Genomic DNA, 22,892 nt, shown 5'->3' on the forward strand with positions numbered 1-22,892 from the left:
GGCGGCGACGGCGGTCGCCGCTCGCAATCCTGTGATTATCCGGATGCGGCCGGGGATGCCAAGCCGCGCGCGGGGTCGAGCGCGGTTTCCAGGCCGTGGCCGGCGCGCGCCAGGTAGCGCCCCGGCGGCAACCCGAAGTGGCGGCGGAACACGGTGACGAAGGCGCTGGCGCTGCTGAAGCCCAGCGCATGGGCGATATCGGCCACGCTGCGGCCGTCGGTCAGCTGGCGCAGGGCCTCGGACAGGCGGGCCTGCTGCCGCCACTGGGCGAAGCTGAGGGTGGTCTCGTCGCGGAAGTGGCGGGTCAGGCTGCGCGGCGACAGTCCGGCCCAGTGCGCCCATTCGGCCAGGCTGCGCTCGTCGGAGGGGTCGGCCAGCAGCTGCGAGGCGATCTTCAGCAGGCGCCGATCGTGCGGCATCGGCAGGTGCATGCGCTGTCGCGGTGCGGTGCGGATCTCGTCCAGCAGCACTTCGATGATGTGCTGGCGCTCGGGCGTGGTGTCGTAGCCCAACGGCCACTCGCAGATGCGGTCGGCCAGCGCCTGCGCCAGCTTGGACAGGCCCAGCACGCAGGGGTCGGAGGGCAGGGTGGTGCAGTCCGGTGCGGCCAGCGCCATGCCCCAGCCACGCAGCGGCCCATCGAGGGTGACCGTATGCGGCTCCAGCGGTGGCATCCAGCCGGCCGACCCCGGTGCCAGCGACCAGGTGCCATGCGAGGTGCGGGTGGTCAGCAGGCCGCGCTCCACGCAGATCAGCTGCGCGCGCTGGTGGTGATGCCAGTCCACTTCACGGACCAGCCCCAACGGGCTGTCGAAGCGGAAGGCGACGACCGGCGGGCCATCGTTGCGCTCGAACCAGTCCAGTGCTTCATCCCTGAGCAGTCGCTTGGGAACCGGAATTTCTGCCTTGTTCATCATATCCACTGGCTGAAATGTGTCATCCATTGGCTGGATTGTACTACCGGGCCACCTGACCAGATCATTAAGGTAGGCGCCTTCACTGATCGAGCCCGCTGCTGCAACACAGCATTCGATGCCAGATCGAATATTTCCATTGAGAAATATTTTTTTTGGAAGAGAATGCTCCCCCATGATCTGTCCTGCAACCACTCCCCCCAGCTTCGGCCTGCTGCTGCGCCAGGTGCGCGACGGCCTGGTCCGCCAACTCGACGCGTCCATGGCCGAAGAAGACCTGGGTATCGGCTTCACCCATTACATCGGGCTGAAGGTGCTTTCCAGCATGGCGCCATGCACCGCCAACGAGCTGGCCCAGGCCATCGACCAGGTGCCGAGCGCGGTGACCCGCCTGCTGGACAAGCTGGAAGCGCTGGGGTGCGTGCGCCGCGAACCGCATGCGCAGGACCGCCGTGCACTGCAGATCGTACTGACCGATGAAGGCCGCGCGTTGTGGGCGCGGCTGAAGCTGCGTGGCGACGCGGTGATGGATTACGCACTACGTGATCTTTCCGCCGACGAGCGCACGCTGCTGCTGTCCCTCCTTACCCGAATCCGCGATTCCCTGACGACCCCATGAACCCGATCCCGCATTCCACTTTCCGCCGGTCCGGGCGCGCGCTGCTGGTGTCAGCGCTGGCCCTGGCCCTGGCTGCCTGCGCCAGCAGTCGCGGCCTCAACCCGCAGGGCCAGCTGCTCGACGTGGACAGCCTGCACAGCGAACGCACCCTGGCCGATACCGACCTGAGTGCCACCGGCTTCCCGGCGCAGGATTGGTGGAAGGCGCTGGGGGATACGCAGCTGGACGCGCTGGTCGCCGAAGGGCTGGCCGGTCACCCGAGCCTGGATGCCGCCGATGCGCGGTTGCGCCAGGCCCAGGCCCAGGTCGGTACCGCGCGCGCCGACGAGCTGCCCAGCCTGTCGGTGTCCGGGGGCTACACCGGCCTGCGCCTGCCCGAATCAATGGTCGGCAGTGAGATGGGCGGCCGCTATGGCGGCAGCAGCCAGGTCGCGTTCGATTTCAGCTACGGCGTGGACCTGTGGGGCGGCAAGCGCGCCGCCTGGGAAGCCGCGGTGGATGGCGCACATGCCGCCACCGTCGAGGCCCAGGCCGCACGCCTGAACCTGTCCACCGGCATCACCCAGGCCTACGCCGACCTGGCCTATGCGTGGCAGCTCAATGACGTGGCCGAGGAAGAGCTGGCGCGCTCGCAGAAGTCGCTGGAGCTGACCCGCCAGCGCCGCCGCGCCGGTATCGACAGCGATCTGCAGGTGCGCCAGTCCGAAGCGCGGGTGCCGGCCGCACAGCAGCAGGTGCAGGCCGCGCAGCAGCGCATCGATGCCGCCCGCACCGCGCTGGCGGCACTGGTCGGCAAGGGCCCGGACCGTGGCCTGTCGATCCAGCGCCCGCAGCCGTTGAACCCGATGGCACTGCAGCTGCCGGGCGTGCTGCCCAGCGAGCTGCTGGGCCGCCGCCCGGACATCGTGGCCGCGCGCTGGCGCGTGGAAGCAGCCGGCAAGCAGATCAAGGTCGCCAAGACCAGGTTCTACCCGAGCTTCAACCTGACCGCGCTGGCCGGCGTGGTTGCACCGAACGTGGGCGACCTGCTGAAGAGCAGCTCCACCTTCGCCTACATCGGCCCGGCGCTGAGCCTGCCGATCTTTGAAGGCGGCAAGCTGCGCGCCAACCTGGCCAACACCGACGCGCAGTACGACCTGGCGGTGGCCACCTACAACCAGGCCGTGCTCGACGCGCTGCGCGACGTTGCCGACCAGGTCAACGCGGTGCGCTCGTTGGCGCAGCAGGCGCACTCGCAGCAGCAGGCAGTGGACACCGCACGTTCCGCCTTCGACCTGGCCCAGCAGCGCTACCGCGCCGGCATCGGCAGCTACCTGGATGTGCTGACCGCGCAGTCCACCCTGTTGCAGTCGCAGCAGCAGCTGGCCGGCCTGCAGTCGCAGCAGGTGCAGACCTCGGTGCGCCTGAGCAAGGCGCTGGGCGGTGGTTTCCAGCCCAATGACGCCGACCGCGCACCGATCGCCTCCCCTTCCGATTCCTCGCATTCCTGAAGACCCCCGCCATGAGCCAGACCCAAGACACCGCGGCCCCGGCCGCCCCCAACCGCCGCGGCAACCTGCTGCGCGGCCTGTTCGTGATCGTCGTGCTGCTGCTTGCCGCACTGGCGCTGTGGTACTTCATGTTCGGCCGTTGGTTCGAAGAGACCGACGATGCCTACGTGCAGGGCAACCAGGTGCAGATCACCCCGCTGGTGGCCGGTACCGTGGTCGCCATCAATGCCGATGACGGCATGCGCGTGGAGCGCGGCCAGCTGCTGGTGCAGCTGGACCCGTCCGACACTTCGGTGGCGCTGCAGCAGGCCGAGGCCAACCTGGCCAAGACCGTGCGCCAGACCCGCGGCCTGTACCGCAGCGTGGAAGGCGCGCAGGCTGACCTGAACGCCCGCCAGGTGACCCTGAAGCGCGTGCGCGAAGACTTCGCCCGCCGCAAGGACCTGGCCGCCACCGGCGCCATCTCCAACGAAGAACTGGCCCACGCCCGTGATGAGCTGGCGGCAGCCGAAGCGGCCGTGGCCGGTTCGCGCGAAACCGTCGAGCGCAACCGCGCGCTGGTCGACGACACCGTGATCGCCACCCAGCCGGACGTGCAGGCCGCCGCGGCGCAGCTGCGCCAGGCCTTCCTCAACAACGCCCGTGCCGGCATCGTCGCGCCGGTCGCCGGCTACGTCGCCCGCCGTTCGGTGCAGGTCGGCCAGCGCGTGCAGCCGGGCAATGCCCTGATGGCGGTGGTGCCGACCGAGCAGATGTGGGTCGAGGCCAACTTCAAGGAAACCCAGCTGCGGCACATGCGCCTGGGCCAGGAAGTGGAACTGAAGTCGGACCTGTACGCCGGTGACGTGAAGTACAAGGGCCGTATCCAGAGCCTGGGTCTGGGTACCGGCTCGGCGTTCTCGCTGCTGCCGGCGCAGAACGCCAGCGGCAACTGGATCAAGATCGTGCAGCGCGTGCCGGTGCGCATCGCCATCGATGCCAAGCAGCTGGCCGAGCACCCGCTGCGCATCGGCCTGTCGATGAAGGCCGAAGTGAGCCTGCGCGACCAGAAGGGCGAAGTGCTGCCGAGCGCGCCGGCCAAGGGCACGGTGTTCGACACCGACGTGTATGCCAAGCAGCTGCATGATGCCGACGAGGTGATCCACACGATCATCCAGGGCAACCTGCCGCAGCAGTCGAAGGTGGGCTGAGGTCGCCATGTCCGCACAAGCTCCAGCCGCGCCCGGCGCTCCGGGCGCACCGGCGGCGCCGGGTGCGGCCTCCGGGTTCCTGCCGCCCAGCGTCGCCCTGTGCACCGTGGGCCTGGCGATGGCGTCGTTCATGCAGGTGCTCGACACCACCATCGCCAACGTTTCGCTGCCGACCATCGCCGGCAACCTCGGTGCCAGTTCGCAGCAGGCCACCTGGGTCATCACCTCGTTCGCGGTCAGCACGGCCATCGCGCTGCCGCTGACCGGCTGGCTCAGCCGTCGCTTCGGTGAACGCAAGCTGTTCGTCTGGGCCACGCTGGCCTTCGTCATCACCTCGCTGCTGTGCGGGCTGGCGCAGAGCATGGGCATGCTGGTGCTGTCGCGTGCGCTGCAGGGCTTCGTGGCCGGCCCGATGTACCCGATCACGCAGTCGCTGCTGGTCTCGATCTATCCCCGCGAGAAACGCGGGCAGGCGCTGGCACTGCTGGCGATGATCACCGTGGTGGCGCCGATCTGCGGCCCGATCCTGGGTGGCTGGATCACCGACAACTACAGCTGGGAATGGATCTTCCTGATCAACGTGCCGCTGGGCATCTTCGCCGCGCTGGTGGTGGGCAACCAGTTGAAGGGGCGCCCGGAGCAGATCGAGAAGCCGAAGATGGACTACGTCGGCCTGATCACCCTGGTGATCGGCGTCGGTGCACTGCAGCTGGTGCTCGACCTCGGCAATGACGAGGACTGGTTCTCGTCGATGAAGATCGTGGTGCTGGCCTGCGTCGCGGTGGTGACGCTGACCGTGTTCCTGATCTGGGAGCTGACCGACAAGGATCCGATCGTCGACCTGAAGCTGTTCCGTCACCGCAACTTCCGTGCCGGTACGTTGGCGATGGTGGTGGCCTATGCGGCGTTCTTCAGCGTGGCCCTGCTGATCCCGCAGTGGCTGCAGCGCGACATGGGCTACACCGCGATCTGGGCGGGCCTGGCGACGGCGCCGATCGGCATCCTGCCGGTGATCATGACGCCGTTCGTGGGCAAGTACGCATCGCGCTTCGACATGCGCATGCTGGCCACGGTGGCCTTCATCGTATTGTCGATGACCAGCTTCCTGCGTTCGAACTTCAACCTGCAGGTGGACTACATGCACGTGGCCGGCGTCCAGCTGATCATGGGCATCGGCGTCGCGCTGTTCTTCATGCCGGTGCTGCAGATCCTGCTCTCGGACCTGGATGGCCGCGAGATCGCGGCGGGCTCCGGCCTGGCCACGTTCCTGCGCACGCTGGGTGGCAGCTTCGCAGCGTCGCTGACCACGTGGCTGTGGGCGCGGCGCACCCAGGTGCATCACGCCGACCTGACCGAGCATGTTTCGGCCTACCAGCCGGGCATGCAGGAGCAGGTCACGGCGATGGGGCAGGGCGACCTGCAACATGGCGCGGCGGTACTGAACAACATGATCAACCACCAGGCGTCGCAGATGGGCTTCAACGACATCTTCTTCCTGCTGGGCTGGATCTTCCTGGCGATCATCGCGTTCCTGTGGCTGGCCAAGCCGCCGTTCGGTGCAGGCGCAGGCGCCGCCGCCGGCGGCGGGCACTGAAAACTCCCTGGAAACACTGTGCTGTTCTTCACCCCGCCGCAAGGCGGGGTTTTTGTTTTTGTTTGCGGTGCGATGCCCGCGGATTGCATCCACGGCATGCGTGGATGAGCGTCGCCATTGGGTTGGCGGTGCAGACCCCGGAAACGAAAAAACCCGCTTTCGCGGGTTTGATCATCTTGAGTCGTGGTGCCCAGGAGAGGACTCGAACCTCCACGGTTTTACCCGCTAGTACCTGAAACTAGTGCGTCTACCAATTCCGCCACCTGGGCGACTCAGGAGATGAATTGTGGAGGACGATCGCGGATGTGTCAACAACATTTCACGTGTTTTTTCCTGCATCGACACCCAGGTGGCGCAGCAGGCTGCGCATGGCGGGTGACAGCCGGGTCCAGTCGGCGAAACAGGCGCACAGGCGACGTTGCGCCCAGGCATCGGCCAGCGGCACGGCAACCGTATGCGTGCTGCGCCGATGCTGGCGGGCGATGCTGCGCGGCACGATGCCGACACCGATGCCGTGGCCGACCATGATGCAGACACCTTCGAAGGTTTTCATGCGGATGCGCACGTCCAGGCGGCGACCGATGTCGCTGGCCTGGTCTTCGATGTAGGTCTGCAGTGCATTGCCATCGGCCAGGGCAACGAAGGTATCGCCCGCCATGTCTGCGAACGTGAGCGTGCGCTGGGACGCGAGGCGGTGGCCGGCGGGCAGCAGCATCACCAGTGGATCTTCGGCAACCACGTGTTGCTGCAGGCCGGCGGCGTCAACGGCATCGCTGATGATGCCGGCTTCGGCCTGTCCGGCGCCGATCGCGCGCACGACTTCGGGGCTGGTGCGTTCCAGCAGTTCGACATGCAGGCGGGGCCGTTCGGCCAGCCAGGGTGCGAGCCGTGGGGGCAGGTAGCTGGTCAGTGCCGCGGTGTTGGCATACAGGTGCAGGGTGCCGCGCGCGCCGTGGGCGAAGGCCTGCAGTTCGCCGCGCAGCTGCGCCTGCTGCTGCAGGATCAACCGTGCATGGTGGGCGAGGGCGGCGCCGGCTTCGGTCAGGCTGACGCCGCGGGGATGGCGGTTCAGCAGCGTGGTGCCGGCATCGGCTTCGATGGTGCGCAGGCGCTCGCTGGCCGAGCCCAGTGCCAGGTTGGCCTGGGCCGCGCCAGCCGTGATGCTGCCGGCCTCGGCAATCGCCAGGAACAGGCGCAGGTCGGCGATGTCCATCCGCATGTGATGCCCTCTTCGCGGGGCCAGAGCCTTCGGGTCAGCCGAAGGCGGAGCCGGTAAGACCGCATTGTGCGCCTGCGGCCTGCCCGATCCAATGCAGGCATGAACGAAACGACCTATTTCTATGCCCTGCTGGTGGTGGTGTTCGTACTGGCCGGGGTGGTCAAAGGGGTGACCGGCATGGGTCTGCCGACGGTGGCGATGGGCCTGCTGGGCAGCACGCTGTCGCCGGTGGCGGCGGCCTCGATGCTGTTCATTCCCACCTTTGTCACCAATGCATGGCAGCTGCTGTCCGGCCCATCGCTGGGCCACATCGTGCGCCGGCTGTGGCCGATGATGCTGGCCGTGGTGGTTGCCACGCTGGCGGCAGCGGCGCTGCTGGTGCGGGTTGATCGCAGCTGGTCGCGCAGCGCGCTGGGCGTAGCGCTGGTGGTCTACGCAGCCTACGCATTGCTTGCACCGGTGTTCCGCGTGCCGCAGCAGCGCGAGCGCTGGCTGGGTCCGCTGGTGGGTGCGCTGTCCGGCGTGGTGACCGGCGCCACCGGGGTGTTCGTGATGCCGGCGGTGCCGTACCTGCAGTCATTGGGGCTGCAGCGCGAAGAGCTGGTACAGGCGCTTGGCCTGGCGTTCACCGTGTCGACGATTTCGCTGACCACCGGCCTGGTGCTGCATGGGGCATTCGGCATCCAGCAGCTGGGGTTGAGCGCACTGGCGGTGGTGCCGGCACTGCTGGGCATGTGGCTGGGGCAGGTGATCCGGCAGCGGATCAGTGCGCGCGTGTTCCGCGCCTGCTTCCTGGGATTCCTGCTGCTGCTCGGGTTGGAGCTGGTGCTGCGGCCGTTGTTCTGATGCCCGGAGTGCGGGCATGAAAAAACCCGCTTTCGCGGGTTTTTCTCATTCTCGACGTGGTGCCCAGGAGAGGACTCGAACCTCCACGGTTTTACCCGCTAGTACCTGAAACTAGTGCGTCTACCAATTCCGCCACCTGGGCGTCGAGGAGCGAGATTATGGGGTGATGTTACGGGGGTGTCAACACCTTTTGCATCAGCGTCCGGCCCGGGTGCGGCTTCGCGTGCGCTGCAGGGGCAGCGGCCCTTGCTGGCGGAAAGGGATTCGTCCCCGGTGCCGGATTGCAGGCAAAAAAAATCCCCGCCGAAGCGAGGAGTTTTTTCGTTGGTGCCCAGGAGAGGACTCGAACCTCCACGGTTTTACCCGCTAGTACCTGAAACTAGTGCGTCTACCAATTCCGCCACCTGGGCGTTCCAGAGGCGCAATTGTGAAGATGAATCTGCAGGCTGTCAACGACTTCCTGGATTTTTTTCACGCACTGCCTTCAAGGCCGTCGCTGACCCGTTCTGCACGCCTGCAGCGGCTACCATGTAGGGCGATGACTACCAAAAAACCAAGCAAGGGCGGGAGCAAGTCCCGCAGCCAGGCCCCGAAGAAGGGCGCCAAGGCGGGCGCAGCCCGCACCACCAAGCCGGGCAAGCCGTTGCCGGGCTGGTTCCCCGAATTGAATGAAGGTGGCGCACCGCCGCGTGGCCGCAAGAGCCGCGCCGCTGAGGCGCCGGGCCCGGCACCGGGCCGCCGGCTGCCGCCGACCGGCAAGGTGATCGACGATCCCTATGCCGCCCGCGAAGCCGAAAAGTACGAGCAGCCGATTGCCAGCCGCGAGGCCATCCTGGCCCTGCTGGAGCGCTGCGAAGGTCCGCAGACCGCCGAGGAACTCGGTGCGCGCCTGGGCCTGACCGCTCCGGATCGGGCCGAGGCGCTGTCGCGCCGGCTTGGTGCCATGGTCCGTGACGGCCAGCTGGTGCAGAACCGGCGCGGCGGCTTCGCCCCGATCCAGACCCTGAACCTGGTCACCGGCGTGGTGATCGCCAACCCGGAAGGGTTCGGCTTCCTGCGCCCGGTCGAGGGCGGTGACGACCTGTTCCTGCCGCCGTATGAAATGCGCAAGGTGATGCACGGCGACAAGGTGCTGGCCCGCGTCACCGGCATCGATCATCGCGGCCGTCGCGAGGGCAGCATCGCCCGCGTGCTCGAACGCGGCATGACCCGCCTGATCGGCCGCTTCAGCATCGAGATGGGCATCAACTATGTGGTGCCCGACGACAAGCGCGTGCAGCGCAACGTGCAGGTGCCGCCGGACCAGACCGGTGGCGCGCGTGATGGCCAGCTGGTGGTCTGTGAACTGACCCAGGCGCCGGACAGCCGCCGCCCGCCGATCGGCCGCATCATCGCCGTGCTCGGCGACAAGCTGACCGCGTCGCTGGTGGTGGAGACCGCCATCCACGGCCACGAGCTGCCGTTCGAGTTCCCGCAGGACGTGCTGGACGAGGCCGCTTCGGTGCCGCTGGTGGTCGAGCCGGCGATGATCGGCGACCGCGTCGATCTGCGCAGCACGCCGCTGGTCACCATCGATGGCGAAGACGCCAAGGACTTCGACGACGCGGTGTACTGCGAGCCGAACGCCGAGGGCTTCCGCCTGGTGGTGGCCATCGCCGACGTGTCCAATTATGTGCGCCCGGGCACGCCGCTGGACGAGGAAGCGCAGAAGCGCGCCACCTCGGTGTACTTCCCGGGTTTCGTGGTGCCGATGCTGCCGGAGACGCTGTCCAACGGCATCTGCTCGCTGATGCCGAAGGTCGACCGCATGTGCTTCGTCTGCGACATGCAGATCGACCGCGACGGCCAGGTCACCCACTCGCGCTTCTACGAAGCGGTGATGAACTCGCACGCGCGCCTGACCTACACCCAGGTGTGGAAGGCGGTGGGTGAGGATGATGCCGAGGCGAAGTCGGTGATCGGCCCGCTGCTGCCGCAGGTGCAGCGCCTGCACCAGCTGTACAAGGTGCTGGCCAAGGCGCGTGCCAAGCGCGGTGCGATTGAATTCGAAAGCAGCGAAGTGCGTTTCGTGCTGGACAATCGCGGCGAAGTCACCCAGGCCGGCATGCTGGTGCGCAACGACGCGCACAAGCTGATCGAGGAATGCATGATCGCGGCCAACGTGGAGGCGGCGAAGTACCTGTTGTCGCGCCATGTGCCGGCCCCGTACCGCGTGCATGAGAAGCCGCCGGAGACCAAGTACGCTGACCTGCTGGAATTCCTCAAGGAGTTCAAGCTGAGCCTGCCGCCGTGGTCGAAGGTGCGCCCGGGTGACTACACCAAGCTGTTGAAGAAGATCCGCGATCGGCCCGATGCCACGCTGCTGGAATCGGTGCTGCTGCGCAGCCAGAGCCTGGCGGTGTACAGCCCGGACAACAACGGCCATTTCGGTTTGGCGCTTGAGGCGTACGCGCACTTCACTTCGCCGATCCGTCGTTACCCCGACCTGCTGGTGCATCGTGCGATCAAGCACGCGTTGTCCGGCAAGCCGCTGGACAAGTTCACCTACAACGCGCGCGAGATGGCCGCGCTGGCGCTGCAGTGCTCCGAGCGCGAGCGCCGTGCCGATGAGGCCGAGCGCGAGGTTGACGAGCGTTACCGTGCGGCGTGGATGGAAAAGCACGTCGGCGGCCAGTTCGGCGGCGTGATCAGCGGCGTGACCAGCTTCGGCCTGTTCGTTGAACTGGACGAGTCCAAGGTGCAGGGCCTGGTCCACGTAACCCAGCTGCCGCAGGACTATTACAAGTTCGACGCCACCCGCAAGACGCTGACCGGCGAACGCCGTGGCAGCAGCTACCGGCTGGGCGACCGCGTGCGGATCCTGGTGCTGAAGGCCAGCATGGAAGAGCGCAAGATCGACTTCCGCCTGGTCGAGCACAAGGGCGAGGAGGAAGGCGAGGGCCTGCCGCCGCTGCCCGAACGTGGCAAGCCGGCCAAGCGCGCCAAGAAGCAATATTGAAAGGCGTGCCGACCCACGGTCGGCACCCACCTCACCCGATAGGTGCCAACCGTGGGTTGGCACGACGTTTCGGAGGAACCCACCATGCAGGGCCAACCCGAATACAGCGGCGGCTGCCAATGCGGCGCGATCCGCTTCCAGGCACGCGGAGCGCTGACCGACAGCTCGATCTGCCATTGCCGGATGTGCCAGAAGGCCTTCGGCGGTTATTACGCACCGCTGGTGTCGGTACGCGACGCGCAGTTCAGCTGGACCCGTGGCCAGCCGCGCTATTTCCAGTCGTCCAACGTGGTACGCCGCGGCTTCTGTGCCGACTGCGGCACGCCGCTGACCTACGAGGCGCCTGACGGGGTGGCGATCGCCGCCGGTGCCTTCGATGAACCTGAACGGCTGCCGCCGACGATCCAGTACGGCGTCGAGCGCAAGCTGCCGTTCGTCGACGCGCTGGCAAGCCTGCCGGCCCGGCGCACCGAAGAAGACGTCGCGGCGCTGGAATTCCTGGCCACGATCGTGTCGCACCAGCACCCGGACCACGACACGCCCCATTGGCCGCCGCGCAGCCGCTGACCGATCTGTAGCGCCGAGCCCACGCTCGGCTGCCTGTCCGCAGGGTCGGGCCCGCCGCGCATGGGCCCGGCGCTGCAGAGAGGCCGCAGCACCCGGCCCGCCGATGCTCTACCATAGCCACCCCCTTTCCGGTCCCCGCCCGCATGAGCAAGAACAGCCAGTGGATCGTCGGCGTCAACGCCGTCGCCTCCTCCATCGAGAACGACGCCGAGAACGTCCGCGAAGTGCTGGTCGAGGCCGGTGCGAAGAATCCGCGCCTGACCGAAATCGAGGAAAACGCCCGCCGCAAGGGCATCGACGTGCGCCGGGTGACCGCCCAGGCGCTGGACGGTGTCGGTGGTGCGGTACGCCACCAGGGCGTGGCCGCGCGCTATGCCGCGGCCCGTACCTACAGCGAGAACGAGCTGGAAGGCCTGGTCACTGCGGCCGAGGGCAAGGCCCTGCTGCTGGTACTGGACGAGGTGCAGGATCCGCACAATCTGGGCGCCTGCCTGCGCTCGGCAGCTGCGGCCGGCGCTACCGCGGTGATCATCCCCAAGGACAAGTCGGCCACGGTGAATGCCACGGTGCGCAAGACCTCGGCCGGTGCCGCCGACCGCATTCCGGTGGTGGCGGTGACCAACCTGTCGCGTTGCCTGAAGGACCTGCAGAAGCAGGGCGTGTGGATCTACGGCCTGGCCGGTGAAGCCACCGCGTCGCTGTACGACCTGGACCTGAAGGGCAACATCGCCCTGGTGCTGGGCGGTGAGGCCGATGGCCTGCGCCGCTTGACCCGCGAGAACTGCGATGGCCTGGTCAAGATCCCGATGCCGGGTGAGATCGAGAGCCTGAACGTCTCCGTCGCTGCCGGCGTCAGCCTGTTCGAGGCCGTGCGCCAGCGCGGTTGATCGGCCGTTACGACGTGATCGGGGTCAGATCCCTTTTCCCGAGGGGGAGGGATCTGCCCCCTTTTTTTTGCGTGTAGAGCCGAGCATGGGCTCGGCTCTACAGAAGACGTTACCCCGCGCTGCCGCCCAGGGCCTTGAACAGGGTGACGTCGTTGTTCAGCTGGCCCTGGCGCACGCGCGCCAGCGACAGCTCGGCATCGCGCCGGGTCTGCTGCGCTTCCAGCCAGGTCCGCAGATCGGTAGCACCGACGCGGTAACGCACCTCCTGCGCCCGCTCCACTTCCACCGCTTCGTCGTAGGACGCCTGCGATGCCGCCACCTGGCGGGCCAGCTGCTCGCGTGCGGACAGCGCGTTGTCCACCTCGGACAGCGCGGTATACAGCGTCTTGCGGAAGTTGGTGGCTGCGATCTGGTAGGCGGTACCGGCGATATCGGTATCCAGCTGCGCGCGCTGCAGGTTGAGGAACGGCAGTGACAGGCCAGCGCCCAACGTGGCCACCGGATTGCGCAGCACATCGCCCAGCGAGCCTGCACTGGAGCCCAGGCTGCCGGTCAGGCTCAGCGCCGGATAGTACTGGGTGGCGGTGACCTTGATGTTCTTCAGGCTGTTGCGCAGGCGCAGCTCGGCCGCGCGCAGGTCGGGACGACGGCCGAGCAGGTCGGTCGGCAGGCCCTCGGCGATGGCGGGACTGCGTGCGCCCAGCAGATCCTGCGGTTCGTCCTGCTGCGGCCAGGGCGTGCCGTCCAGCAGCACGGTCAGCGCATTGCGCACCTCCACCCGCTGCTGTTCCAGCGCGCTCTGCGATGAGCGCTGCGACTGCAGGTTCTGCAGTGCCTGGCGGACTTCCAGGCGCGATACCGCACCGGCATCGAAGCGCGCCTGCACCAGTTCACGGGTGCGCTCCAGCCGTTCCAGGTTGGCCTGGCCGGTGGCGATCGACTGGTTGAGGTAGGCCAGCGTCCAGTACTGGGTGATGGTGTCGCCGATCACCAGCAGGGCGGTGTTCTGCCGGTCTTCCTCGCTGGCCTCGGCTTCCCAGCGGGCGATGTCGCGCTGCGTCCGCAGGCGGCCCCACAGGTCCACTTCCCAGCCCAGCGAGATGCCGGTGGAATAACTGCGCCGCCAAGCGTCGGCCTGGTCGGTGGCGCGGCTGGCGCTGCCGCTTACGCCGGAGGACGAAGGCTGCGGCCACAGCGCATTGCTGGCCATGCCGGCCTGCAGGCGCGAGCGCTGCACGGCCAGCCCGGCGGCGGCCAGGTCGCTGTTGGCGACCAGCGCCTGCGCCACCAGCCGGTCCAGTCGTTCATCGCCGAAGCCGGTCCACCAGGTGTCCTGGCGGATGTCGCGGCCCGGCGTATCCAGGCTGCTGCGCGGGTCGTCGGCCGGTGCATTGAGCACGGCGTCGCCGCGCCCATAGGTGGCGGCGACGCTGGGGTCCTGTACCGGATAGCGGCCGACCGACGCGCAGCCGGACAGGGCGAGTACTACGGCGCCCGCCAGCAGCAGGCGCACGGGAGTGGGGAAGGGCAGTCGGGTCATCTTCTTCATTCGCGGGCCAGGGCCTCCACTGGATCGAGCTGCGCGGCGTTGCGCGCGGGCAGGAAGCCGAATGCCACGCCGATCAGGGTCGAGCAGGCGAAGGCGGCGACGATCGAGGCGGTGGAGAACAGCACCTGGAAGTCGCTGGCGAAGCGGCCGATCATCGAGCCCAGCAGCAAGGCCAGGCCGATGCCGAGCACGCCGCCAAGCAGGCACACCAGCACCGCTTCGATCAGGAACTGCTGGCGGATATCACTCTGCCGTGCACCCACGGCCATGCGCACGCCGATCTCACGGGTGCGTTCGGTCACCGACACCAGCATGATGTTCATCACGCCGATGCCGCCGACCAGCAGCGCAATGGCGGCGATCGCACCGATCAGCAGGGTCATCGTGCGCGTGGTCTGCTCGATGGTCTGGCGGATCTCGGCGCTGTTGCTGAGGAAGAAATCCTCGGTTCCGTGACGCAGGGTCAGCAGGCGGGTGATCGCCTCCTGCGCGGCATCCATCGGCGTGTCATCGTCCACGCGCACGGTGATGCTGGACACGTGGCTCTGGCCAAGCATGCGCGACATCACCGTGGTGTACGGCACCCACACGCTGAGGCTGGTACTGCCGCCGAAGCCGAAGCTCTGGCGCTTGGCCACGCCGACCACGCGTGCCGGCACGTTGCCGAGCAGGATGACCTGGCCGACCGGGTCGACATCGGGGAAGAACTGGGCCTGGGTGTTCTCGTCGATCACCGCCACCTGGCCCAGTCCCTTCACCGCATCGCGGTCGAAGAAGCTGCCGCTGAGCAGGGTCACGCCCTTGACCCGGAAGAACTGCTCGCCAACGCCGCTGACCTGGGCGGTGGAGGACTGGTTGCGGTAGCGCGCGGTGACCGAGCTGGACACGCTGGGGGTGGCGCTGTCCACATAGCTCTGGCTGGCCAGTGCATCGGCATCGCTGGCCTTGAGCGTCTGCACGCGTGCCGAGCGCATGTCGCCGAAGCCACGGCCGGGATAGACATCGATGGTGTTGGTGCCCAGTGCGCTGATGTTCTGCAGGATCTGCTGCTGCGAGCCGTTGCCCAGCGCTACCACCGAGACCACCGAGGCGATGCCGATGATGATGCCGAGCATGGTCAGGAAGGTGCGCAGCCGATGCGCGTTCATCGCCAGCAGGGCCATGCGGAACGCTTCGGTGAAGCGGTCGCGGGCGGCCCGCCAGCTGTTGCCGCGGGCCACTCCGGTGCTGGCCTCGCGCTGCGCACGGTAGGTCGGTGCGTTCGGGTTGGCGCGGTCGGCGATGATCTCGCCATCGCGGATCTCGATGATGCGCTGCGCGTGCTCGGCCACGCTCATGTCGTGGGTGACGATGATGATGGTGTGGCCTTCGGCATGCAGCTCGCCGAGGATGGCCATCACTTCCTCGCCGGAGCGGGTGTCGAGCGCGCCGGTCGGTTCATCGGCCAGGATCACTTCGCCACCGTTCATCAGTGCGCGTGCGATGGACACGCGTTGCTGCTGGCCGCCGGACAGCTGGCCCGGCTTGTGGTGCATGCGGTCAGCCAGGCCCAGCCGTTGCAGCAGCTGCTCGGCACGTGCGTTGCGCACCGGCCCCGGGCTGCCGGCGTACACCGCCGGCACTTCCACGTTGCCACGTGCATCCAGGTCACCGAGCAGGTGGTAGCGCTGGAAGATGAAGCCGAAATGCTCGCGGCGCAGTTCGGCCAGCTCGTCCGGTTCCATCTTCCCGGTTTCGCGGCCGGCCACCTGGTAGCTGCCGCGGGTCGGGCGGTCGAGGCAGCCGAGGATGTTCATCAGCGTCGACTTGCCGGAACCGGACTGGCCGACGATGGCCACCATCTCACCGGCGTGGATGTCGAGGTTGACGTCGCGCAGCACGGCGATCACATCGTCGCCGGCCGGGAATTCGCGTCGCAGGTCACGCAGGCGCAGCAGCGGCGCCGTCGTGCTCATCGGCGCCCCATGCCGGGGCCACCGACCCGCATCTGCATGCCGCCGCGGTTGCCGCTGCCGGCACCGGCCGCGGCCGCACTGGCTTCGCCGACCACCACGCGCTCGCCTTCCTTCAGCCCGGACAGGATCTCGGCCGAGGCGCCATTGTTGATGCCCACGGTGACCTTGCGCGGCTGCGGCTGGCCGTTCCCGTCCAGCACCCGCACCATGCGCTCGTCGCCACGGCGCTTCGGCCCCAGCGACACCGCCGGCACCATCAGCACGCCCTTGGCCTGTTTGAGCAGTACCGAGACCTGCGCGGTCATGTCGATGCGCAGCGTGCCGTCCGGGTTCTCCACGTCGAACAGCGCGTTGTAGTAGACCGCGCTGCTGGAACTGGAGCTGGACGAACTGCTGGAACTGGACGAGTTCTCATTGACGATCGAGGCCGGCGCCGGATTGATCTGGCGCAGCTGGGCGTGGTACTTGCGGTCCGGGTCGCCCAGCGTGGTGAAGTACACCGGCATGCCGGCCTTGATCTTGACCACGTCGGCCTCGGAGATCTCGGCATTGACCGTGACCACGTCCAGCCGTGCCAGCATGACGATGGTCGGAGCGGTCTGGTTGGCGTTCACGGTGCGGCCTTCCTCGGCCACCACCGCCACCACGGTGCCGTCCATCGGCGCGGTGATCCGGGTGTAGGCCAGGTTGGCGCGCGCGGTGCCCAGCTCGGTCTGGCGGCCCTTGATCTGCGCCTCGTAGGACTGCAGCTGGGCCCGGGCGGTCTTCAGCTGTGCCTCGGCCGCATCGTATTCCTGGCGCGAGGTGGCCTCGGCCGCCAGCATCTGCTGCTGGCGGGCGAATTCCAGCTCGGCCTGGCGCAGGGTGGCCTGCTGCACGGCGCGCTGGGCGGTGACCTGGTCCAGCGAGGCCTGTGCGTTGAGCACCTGGTTCTGCTGGGTGGTCGCATCGATCTCGGCGATCAGGTCGCCTTCCTTCACCGTGTCGCCCAGCTGCACCTTCAGCGACTTGATCTGGCCCGAGGCCTGCGCGCCAACGCTGACCAGCTTGTAGGCGTCGATCACGCCGGTGGCCTCCACCGTCTGCTCGATGTCGCCGCGGCTGACCGGGGTGGTTGCCACCGCAGGGGCGGCGGGCTTGCGCAGCAGCCACCAGGCGGCCACGGCAACGATCAGGGCAAGCAGGGCGATCAGTATCAGGCGACCCCGCCGGGTCGCGGGCAGCAGGCGGAACTTCACGTCGTGGCTTCACTCTCGGGGCCGCGCGGGCGGCGTTGGTGGGCATTGTGAAGATCGGGCGACAGCGGGCTCAATCCTCGGGGTATGTCTCTATGTAACACTGTCGGTGAATACGCGTAACCACAGGTATCCCGTCCCCGGCTGGATACACTGGTACGCATTGCCCCGGATGCGGTTCAGCTGCCGACACGGGATGATCGCGACATGGAGACTGAAAACCCGATGCATCGACTGCTGATCGTCGACGACGACAACGACATCCGCACCCTGCTGGCCGAACAGCTCGGCCGCGCCGGTTACCAGGTGAGCACGGCCGCCGACGGCACTGCGATGCGCCAGCTGCTGGACCGCGAGCATGTGGACCTGATCGTGCTTGATCTCAACCTGCCGCGCGAGGACGGGCTGACCCTGTGCCGTGACCTGCGTGCGCGCTCGAACACGCCGGTGATCATGCTGACCGCGCGCGCCGAGCCGATCGACCGCGTGCTGGGCCTGGAAATGGGCGCCGACGATTACCTGGCCAAGCCGTTCGAGCCGCGCGAGCTGCTGGCGCGCATCCGCAACGTGCTGCGCCGGACCGAGGCGCTGCCGGCCAACCTGGAGCCGCTGGCGGTGCGCCGTGCGCGCTTCTCGCGCTGGGTGTTCGACCTGGAGCATCGCCACCTGGTGGACCCGGACGACCGCGTGGTGGTGCTGTCCGGCGCCGAATTCCGCCTGCTGCGGGTATTCATCGCGCATGCCAACAAGGTGCTGTCGCGCGAGCAGCTGGTGGCGCTCAGCAGTGGCCGCAACTACGAGGCGCAGGACCGCGCGATCGACCTGCAGGTCAGCCGGCTGCGCAACAAGCTGGGGGATGACGGTGGTCCCGATGGCCTGATCAAGACCGTGCGCAACGAAGGCTACGTGCTGGCCTCGTCGGTGACCCTGGAGTAAACCGCGATGAAGCGCCTGCGCCATTTCCTGTCCTCGATGGTCGGGCGGTTGTTCGTGATCCTGCTGCTGGGCATGAGCGTGGCTGCGATCGGCGCGACCATGCTGGCCACCTCCAAGCGCCAGCAGGAGTTCGAGCGGCAGAACCTGAACCGCATCGCCGACCGCCTGCAGGGCTACGTCAACCTGCTGGACGGCAACCCGGAACTGCGCGAGCGCCTGCTCGAGATCGGCGGGCCCAGCGTGCGCGCGCTGCAGCCCGGCGCGCGCCTGGGCCGGGTCGATACCGCGCTGATGGAAGTGCTGGATGACCGCCCCGGCCCGGTGGCGCGCGCGCATGTGCACTTCACCTCGTTCCGTTCCTGCATCCCGAAGCTGCAGGATCTGCTGCCGCCGCCACCGCCCGGGCACCGCCGCCACCCGCGCGAGCGCGATCCGGCGTTCATCCCGCCCAAGTGCCGCGCGGTCGACGTGACCCTCAACGATGGCACGCTGCTGAAACTGGCGCTGGATTCGCCGGCGGTGGCGCACAACGGCATCCTCGCCGTGGATCCGTGGTTCCTGACCCTGCTGGTGCTGGCGATCGCGGTGCTGGCCTACATCGTCGCGCGCATGGCCAGCGCACCGCTGCAGGAACTGGCAGCGGCCGCCGAAGACCTGGGCGATGACCTGCAGCGCGATCCCCTGCCGTTGCGCGGGCCGCGCGAAGTGCAGCGCGCCGCCGAAGCCTTCAACGCCATGCAGCATCGCCTGCAGCGCCATCTGGCCGAGCGCACGCAGATGCTGGCGGCGATCACCCATGACCTGCAGACGCCGCTGACCCGCCTGCGCCTGCGCCTGGAGAACGTCACCGACGAGGCCCTGCGCGAGCGCCTGATCGGTGACCTGGCGGCGATGCAGGCCCTGGTCCGCGAGGGCCTGGAACTGGCACGCAGCGCCGAGAGTGCCGAACAGCGTGCCGCGCTGGATCTGGATTCACTACTGGAGAGCATCGTCGAGGACGCGGCCGAAGGCGGTGCCGATGTCGTCTTCGAGGGCGGAACCGGGGCGGTGCTGATGCTGCGCCCGCTGGCCATGCATCGCCTGTTCTCCAACCTGGTGGACAACGCGGTGATGTACGCGCACCGCGTGCGGGTGCGGGTCGAGCGCAGTGGTGGCGCGATCACCGTAAGGGTGGCCGACGACGGCCCCGGCCTGGCAGAGGAACAGCTGGAAGCGGTGTTCGACCCGTTCGTGCGGGTGGAAACCTCGCGTTCGCGCGAAACCGGCGGTGCCGGGCTGGGCCTGACCATCGCCCGGGCGCTGGCTGAAAAGGACGGCGCGCGCCTGTGGCTGCGCAACCGTGCCGAAGGCGGGCTGGAGGCGGTGGTGCAGTGGCCGGCCAGTGCCCAGGTGGTGCCGCCGGGCCGCGCCGGCTGAGCGCGCGTGGACGGTGGCGGTGACGCCCGGGGCAGGGTTTGCCCTATCATCTGCGCATCTCCCCAGCCTCTCCCCGATGAGCCAGCCTGTTCCTGCCGGCACGCCGTCCCGCGTTGACCGGCCGTTCCCGCACGCGACCACGCCCTGCCGCCCCCGCTGGCCACTGCCGCTGCGCTGATGGGCGGGACGGGGGACAACGGCCGCCGGATGCGGCGCTGCGTATCGAACATCAGGCAGGCACTGCAACGGGGCCTGCTGGGGCTGCTGCTGGTGCTGGTGCTGGCGCTGCCGCTGGCCGCGCAGGAAGGTGCACCGCCGCTGCGCGACTACGCCATCGATGTCTGGACCTCGCGCAACGGCCTGCCGCACAACTCGCTGCGCGACATCGCACAGACGCCCGAAGGCCATCTGTGGTTCGCCACCTGGGAAGGCCTGGTGCGCTACAACGGGCTGGATTTCACCGTGTTCGACCGCAGTACCCGCCCCGGCCTGCGCGACAACGGCATCGGCGCGCTGCTGGTCGATCGCCAGGGCGGGCTGTGGATCAGTGATTCGCGCGGCAATGTCAGCCATCGGGGCAATGACGGCCAGTGGCGGGTCTGGGAACACCAGGCCGGTACCCCGCAGGTGCTGATCCAGTCGATGCAGATGGACAGCCAGGGCCGCCTGTGGCTGCTGTACGAAGGCAAGGGCATCGGCTACCTGGTGCCGGACAAGGGCATCGTCTACCAGCCGCCGGCGGCCGACCTGCCGATGGCGATGAGCTTCACCAAGCTGGTGGTCGACGCGCAGGACCGGGTCTGGATCGGCACGCTTGACGGGCTGGTGCTGCGCGACAACGACGGCGTGCTCAAGCGCGCACCCGCGGCGTGGGGGCTGGGTGCCGGCAGTGGCCTGTCGTGGCCGTACCGGGCGCCGGATGGCGCGCTGTGGATTGTCGCCGGCGAGCGCCTGTACCGGGTGGAGGACGACCAGCTGGTGCTGGTGCACCGGCTGCCCGGCCAGCTGCACATGACCGCGATGCTGCAGGACCGGCATGGCGACCTGTGGCTGGGCACCGAGAACCAGGGCCTGCTGCGCATTTCCACGCATGGGCTGGAGCGGCTGCCGGCCGGGCTGAACCTGCCGGGCGGGCGCGTGGTCAGCCTGCGCGAGGACGCCGAAGGCAGCATCTGGGTGGGGGCCAACGGCGGCCTGTACCGCCTGCGCGAGACGCTGTTCAGCAGCTACACCGAGCGCGATGGCCTCAGTGGCGACTACGTGCGCACCGTGTTCGAGGACCGTGATCGTCAGCTCTGGGTTGGCAGCGCCAGTGGCCTGGATCTGCAGACCGCCGACGGCCGTTTCCGCGCGGTGCCGCTGCACAACCGCGGCGGCAAGGCGCCCTCGGTGCTGAGCCTGGCGCAGGGGCCGGAGGGTGACCTGTGGGTGGGCACCTTCGGTGATGGCGTCTACCGCCTCGGCCGCGATGGCAGCCTGCGCCACAACTATGCCGCCGCCGATGGCATGCCTGGCGGCAACATCCGCGCGATCAGCGTCGACCCGCAGGGCGTGGTCTGGGCCGGCACGCAGAAGGGCGTGGTGCGCATTGATGGCGACCACGTGCAGGTGTCGAACGTGGCCGGCATGCCTGGCGGATTGATCACGGCGCTCGAGCATGACCACCAGGGCAACCTGTGGATCGGCACCATCGAAGGCATCCGCGTGTTGCGCGGCGAGCACGTGCAGTCGATCGACCTGGCGCCGATGGGCGGTGGCCGCAGCGTATTCGGCTTCCACCAGCTCGGCGACGCGATGTGGATCAGCAGCGACCGTGGGCTGTACCGCTGGCGTGACGGCCGGCTGGCGCGGGTGGGGCTGGAGCAGGGCATGCCGGTGGATGCGGTGTTCCAGCTGGTCCCGGACCGGCTCGGCAATGTGTGGATCAGCAGCAACCGTGGCGTGCTGCGTACCGACATGGCCACCCTCAACGCCGTGGCCGATGGCCGCGCGCCGCGGGTGGTGGTGGAGCGCTACAACGAAATCGACGGCATGGCCAACGCGCAGGCCAATGGCAGCTCGGGGCCGTCAGCGATCCTGCGCCAGGATGGCACGTTCTGGGTGGTGACCGCCGGCGGCCTGAGCACGGTGGACCCGCAGCGCCTGCAGCGCTTCCGCGAACGCCCGTCGCCGCCAGCCGCGATCGAGAGCGTGCAGGTGGACGGTGCGCCGGTGCACTGGGAAGGCCCGGAACGCAACTACATTCCGGGTGGCCGCCGGCTGGCGGTGAGCTATGTCGGCCTGAGCTACCTGATGTCCGACCGGATCCGCTACCGCACGCGGCTGGAGGGCCTGGACGCCGGCTGGGTCGAGCGTGGCCCGCAGCGCAGCGTCGAGTTCGTCGGCCTGCCGCCGGGTGACTACACCCTGCATGTGGCGGCGGCACATCCCGGCGGCGCGTGGGGCCAGCAGGAGGCGGTGTGGAGCTTCACCGTGCAGCCGTTCTGGTGGCAACGCCGCAGCGTGCAGGTACTTGGCGGCCTGTTGCTGCTGGCCGGGCTGGTGGCGCTGTACCGCCTGCTGCTGCAGCAGCTCAAGGCCAGCAACCTGCGCCTGGCGCGGCGCGTGGACGAAGCGACGTTCGACCTGCAGGCCAAGACCGTGCACCTGCAGGCGCTGAACCAGGAGAAGACCGAGCTGGCCGAACGCCTGGCGCGGCAGGCCGAGGCGTTCGAGCGGCAGGCACGCGAAGATGCGCTGACCGGGCTGGCCAACCGTCGTGGCTTCGACGAAACCCTGGCCCGCGACTTCGCCCGTTCGCAGCGCAGCGGCCATCCGCTGTGCCTGGTGGTGCTGGACATCGACCACTTCAAGGACGTCAACGACCGTCACAGCCACAGCATCGGCGATGCGGTGCTGGTGCAGGTGGCGAGGCTGATCGCCGCAGCGTGCCGCGACTCGGACCTGCCGGCGCGAACCGGCGGCGAAGAATTTGCGCTGCTGCTCAACGACACCCGGCTGGAGGAAGCCGCGCAGCTGTGCGCGCGCCTGCGTGGGTTGTTCCATGACCATCCCGACTGGGCCGACGTGGACGGCCTGCGGGTGACCTTCAGCGCTGGCCTGGTCGAACTGGACGCCGACGACCGCACCCCGGCGCTGCTGTACCAGCGTGCCGACCGCGCGCTGTACCGCGCCAAGAGCGACGGGCGGGACCGTACCAGCATCGGTTGATCCTCCATGCCGGGGACCGGCAATGCCGACCCACGGTCGGCACGGAGTAGATCCACGCCCTGCATGGATGGCAGTAGATCCACGCCACGCGTGGATGGCAGTAGATCCACGCCACGCGTGGATGGGCAGCTGGCCCGGCCAGAGCGTGCCGACCCACGGTCGGCACCCACCAGAAGCGCAACCGGAGTAGATCCACGCCCTGCGTGGACGGCAGTAGATCCACGCCCTGCGTGGACGGCAGTAGATCCACGCCCTGCGTGGACGGCA

16 protein-coding genes and 3 tRNA genes are annotated in these 22,892 nt (G+C 68.3%); 11 read left to right on the forward strand and 8 right to left on the reverse strand.

The genetic code is table 11. The annotated features are described in order from the left end of the window. Positions 1–35: 35 nt before the first annotated feature. Positions 36–917 (reverse strand): helix-turn-helix transcriptional regulator, encoded by an 882-nt coding sequence (locus Q0P60_RS02220; protein WP_294987781.1) that lies wholly within the window; start codon positions 915–917, stop codon positions 36–38. 172 nt (positions 918–1,089) lie between these two features. On the opposite strand from Q0P60_RS02220, the gene emrR reads away from it, so the two are divergent. The 4 genes from emrR to emrB are packed head-to-tail and all read left to right on the forward strand — an operon-like array spanning position 1,090 to position 5,807. Then, positions 1,090–1,533: a multidrug efflux system transcriptional regulator EmrR gene (emrR, locus tag Q0P60_RS02225; RefSeq protein WP_014036527.1), complete on the forward strand. Its 444-nt coding sequence runs from the start codon at positions 1,090–1,092 to the stop codon at positions 1,531–1,533. Beyond that, a complete protein-coding gene (gene emrC / locus Q0P60_RS02230; RefSeq protein WP_294987784.1) occupies positions 1,530–3,023 on the forward strand; it encodes a multidrug efflux transporter outer membrane subunit EmrC in 1,494 nt (497 codons plus the stop codon). The genes emrR and emrC overlap by 4 nt, the downstream gene beginning before the upstream one ends. A gap of 11 nt (positions 3,024–3,034) precedes the next feature. Next, positions 3,035–4,213, forward strand: coding sequence for a multidrug efflux MFS transporter periplasmic adaptor subunit EmrA (emrA, locus tag Q0P60_RS02235; protein WP_294987786.1), 1,179 nt, complete (start codon positions 3,035–3,037; stop codon positions 4,211–4,213). A 7-nt stretch (positions 4,214–4,220) separates the two neighbouring features. After that, positions 4,221–5,807, forward strand: a complete 1,587-nt coding sequence (gene emrB, locus Q0P60_RS02240; protein WP_294987788.1) for a multidrug efflux MFS transporter permease subunit EmrB — start codon at positions 4,221–4,223, stop codon at positions 5,805–5,807. Between the two features lie 184 nt (positions 5,808–5,991). On the opposite strand, the gene Q0P60_RS02245 is transcribed toward emrB, so the two are convergent. Beyond that, a tRNA-Leu gene (locus Q0P60_RS02245) sits at positions 5,992–6,076 on the reverse strand. A 50-nt stretch (positions 6,077–6,126) separates the two neighbouring features. Further along, the gene (locus Q0P60_RS02250) at positions 6,127–7,026 is read right to left on the reverse strand and encodes a LysR family transcriptional regulator (protein WP_294987790.1); all 900 of its coding nucleotides are present in this window, start codon (positions 7,024–7,026) and stop codon (positions 6,127–6,129) included. A 99-nt stretch (positions 7,027–7,125) separates the two neighbouring features. Between Q0P60_RS02250 and Q0P60_RS02255 the strand changes: the two genes are divergently transcribed. Continuing rightward, a complete protein-coding gene (locus tag Q0P60_RS02255) occupies positions 7,126–7,872 on the forward strand; it encodes a sulfite exporter TauE/SafE family protein (RefSeq protein ID WP_294987792.1) in 747 nt (248 codons plus the stop codon). A gap of 57 nt (positions 7,873–7,929) precedes the next feature. Here the strand turns inward: Q0P60_RS02255 and Q0P60_RS02260 are convergent. Beyond that, a tRNA-Leu gene (locus Q0P60_RS02260) sits at positions 7,930–8,014 on the reverse strand. 183 nt (positions 8,015–8,197) lie between these two features. Next, positions 8,198–8,282, reverse strand: a tRNA-Leu gene (locus tag Q0P60_RS02265). Positions 8,283–8,410: 128 nt separating this feature from the next. Here Q0P60_RS02265 and rnr point away from each other — a divergent pair. The 3 genes from rnr (at position 8,411) to rlmB (ending at position 12,324) form a co-directional block, all read left to right on the forward strand. Further along, entirely contained in the window at positions 8,411–10,870 is a 2,460-nt protein-coding gene (rnr, locus tag Q0P60_RS02270; RefSeq protein WP_294987794.1) for a ribonuclease R, read from the forward strand. Positions 10,871–10,954: 84 nt separating this feature from the next. Then, positions 10,955–11,437 (forward strand): GFA family protein, encoded by a 483-nt coding sequence (locus Q0P60_RS02275; RefSeq protein WP_294987796.1) that lies wholly within the window; start codon positions 10,955–10,957, stop codon positions 11,435–11,437. 143 nt (positions 11,438–11,580) lie between these two features. Then, positions 11,581–12,324, forward strand: a complete 744-nt coding sequence (gene rlmB / locus Q0P60_RS02280; RefSeq protein ID WP_294987798.1) for a 23S rRNA (guanosine(2251)-2'-O)-methyltransferase RlmB — start codon at positions 11,581–11,583, stop codon at positions 12,322–12,324. Between the two features lie 109 nt (positions 12,325–12,433). Here the strand turns inward: rlmB and Q0P60_RS02285 are convergent, their stop codons facing one another. The 3 genes from Q0P60_RS02285 to Q0P60_RS02295 are packed head-to-tail and all read right to left on the reverse strand — an operon-like array spanning position 12,434 to position 17,066. After that, positions 12,434–13,873 carry an efflux transporter outer membrane subunit gene (locus Q0P60_RS02285; RefSeq protein WP_294987800.1) on the reverse strand — a complete coding sequence of 480 codons (1,440 nt, stop codon included), beginning with the start codon at positions 13,871–13,873 and terminating at the stop codon, positions 12,434–12,436. Further along, positions 13,870–15,828: a MacB family efflux pump subunit gene (locus Q0P60_RS02290; RefSeq protein WP_294987802.1), complete on the reverse strand. Its 1,959-nt coding sequence runs from the start codon at positions 15,826–15,828 to the stop codon at positions 13,870–13,872. The genes Q0P60_RS02285 and Q0P60_RS02290 overlap by 4 nt, the downstream gene beginning before the upstream one ends. Beyond that, positions 15,825–17,066: an efflux RND transporter periplasmic adaptor subunit gene (locus Q0P60_RS02295; protein ID WP_294987804.1), complete on the reverse strand. Its 1,242-nt coding sequence runs from the start codon at positions 17,064–17,066 to the stop codon at positions 15,825–15,827. The genes Q0P60_RS02290 and Q0P60_RS02295 overlap by 4 nt, the downstream gene beginning before the upstream one ends. 204 nt (positions 17,067–17,270) lie before the next feature. Here Q0P60_RS02295 and Q0P60_RS02300 point away from each other — a divergent pair, with 204 nt between their 5' ends. From Q0P60_RS02300 to Q0P60_RS02310, 3 genes are all read left to right on the forward strand, one after another. Then, positions 17,271–17,999 (forward strand): response regulator, encoded by a 729-nt coding sequence (locus tag Q0P60_RS02300; protein ID WP_294987806.1) that lies wholly within the window; start codon positions 17,271–17,273, stop codon positions 17,997–17,999. Between the two features lie 6 nt (positions 18,000–18,005). Beyond that, the gene (locus Q0P60_RS02305) at positions 18,006–19,415 is read left to right on the forward strand and encodes an ATP-binding protein (protein WP_294987808.1); all 1,410 of its coding nucleotides are present in this window, start codon (positions 18,006–18,008) and stop codon (positions 19,413–19,415) included. A 177-nt stretch (positions 19,416–19,592) separates the two neighbouring features. Next, positions 19,593–22,625, forward strand: a complete 3,033-nt coding sequence (locus Q0P60_RS02310; protein WP_294987810.1) for a ligand-binding sensor domain-containing diguanylate cyclase — start codon at positions 19,593–19,595, stop codon at positions 22,623–22,625. Positions 22,626–22,892: the final 267 nt, after the last annotated feature.

Origin of the sequence: uncultured Stenotrophomonas sp. (assembly GCF_945952405.1) — a bacterium.
Taxonomy (GTDB): Bacteria; Pseudomonadota; Gammaproteobacteria; order Xanthomonadales; family Xanthomonadaceae; genus Stenotrophomonas.

Bases quoted from the DNA above. Each gene is read 5' to 3' on its own strand.
- Q0P60_RS02285 (WP_294987800.1), bottom strand. From the start codon at position 13,873: ATGAAGAAGATGACCCGACTGCCCTTCCCCACTCCCGTGCGCCTGCTG.
- Q0P60_RS02305 (WP_294987808.1), top strand. From the start codon at position 18,006: ATGAAGCGCCTGCGCCATTTCCTGTCCTCGATGGTCGGGCGGTTGTTC.
- emrR (WP_014036527.1), top strand. From the start codon at position 1,090: ATGATCTGTCCTGCAACCACTCCCCCCAGCTTCGGCCTGCTGCTGCGC.
- rnr (WP_294987794.1), top strand. From the start codon at position 8,411: ATGACTACCAAAAAACCAAGCAAGGGCGGGAGCAAGTCCCGCAGCCAG.
- Q0P60_RS02250 (WP_294987790.1), bottom strand. From the start codon at position 7,026: ATGCGGATGGACATCGCCGACCTGCGCCTGTTCCTGGCGATTGCCGAG.
- Q0P60_RS02310 (WP_294987810.1), top strand. From the start codon at position 19,593: ATGGGCGGGACGGGGGACAACGGCCGCCGGATGCGGCGCTGCGTATCG.
- Q0P60_RS02220 (WP_294987781.1), bottom strand. From the start codon at position 917: ATGATGAACAAGGCAGAAATTCCGGTTCCCAAGCGACTGCTCAGGGAT.
- Q0P60_RS02290 (WP_294987802.1), bottom strand. From the start codon at position 15,828: ATGAGCACGACGGCGCCGCTGCTGCGCCTGCGTGACCTGCGACGCGAA.
- Q0P60_RS02300 (WP_294987806.1), top strand. From the start codon at position 17,271: ATGGAGACTGAAAACCCGATGCATCGACTGCTGATCGTCGACGACGAC.
- emrB (WP_294987788.1), top strand. From the start codon at position 4,221: ATGTCCGCACAAGCTCCAGCCGCGCCCGGCGCTCCGGGCGCACCGGCG.
- rlmB (WP_294987798.1), top strand. From the start codon at position 11,581: ATGAGCAAGAACAGCCAGTGGATCGTCGGCGTCAACGCCGTCGCCTCC.
- Q0P60_RS02275 (WP_294987796.1), top strand. From the start codon at position 10,955: ATGCAGGGCCAACCCGAATACAGCGGCGGCTGCCAATGCGGCGCGATC.
- Q0P60_RS02255 (WP_294987792.1), top strand. From the start codon at position 7,126: ATGAACGAAACGACCTATTTCTATGCCCTGCTGGTGGTGGTGTTCGTA.
- emrC (WP_294987784.1), top strand. From the start codon at position 1,530: ATGAACCCGATCCCGCATTCCACTTTCCGCCGGTCCGGGCGCGCGCTG.
- emrA (WP_294987786.1), top strand. From the start codon at position 3,035: ATGAGCCAGACCCAAGACACCGCGGCCCCGGCCGCCCCCAACCGCCGC.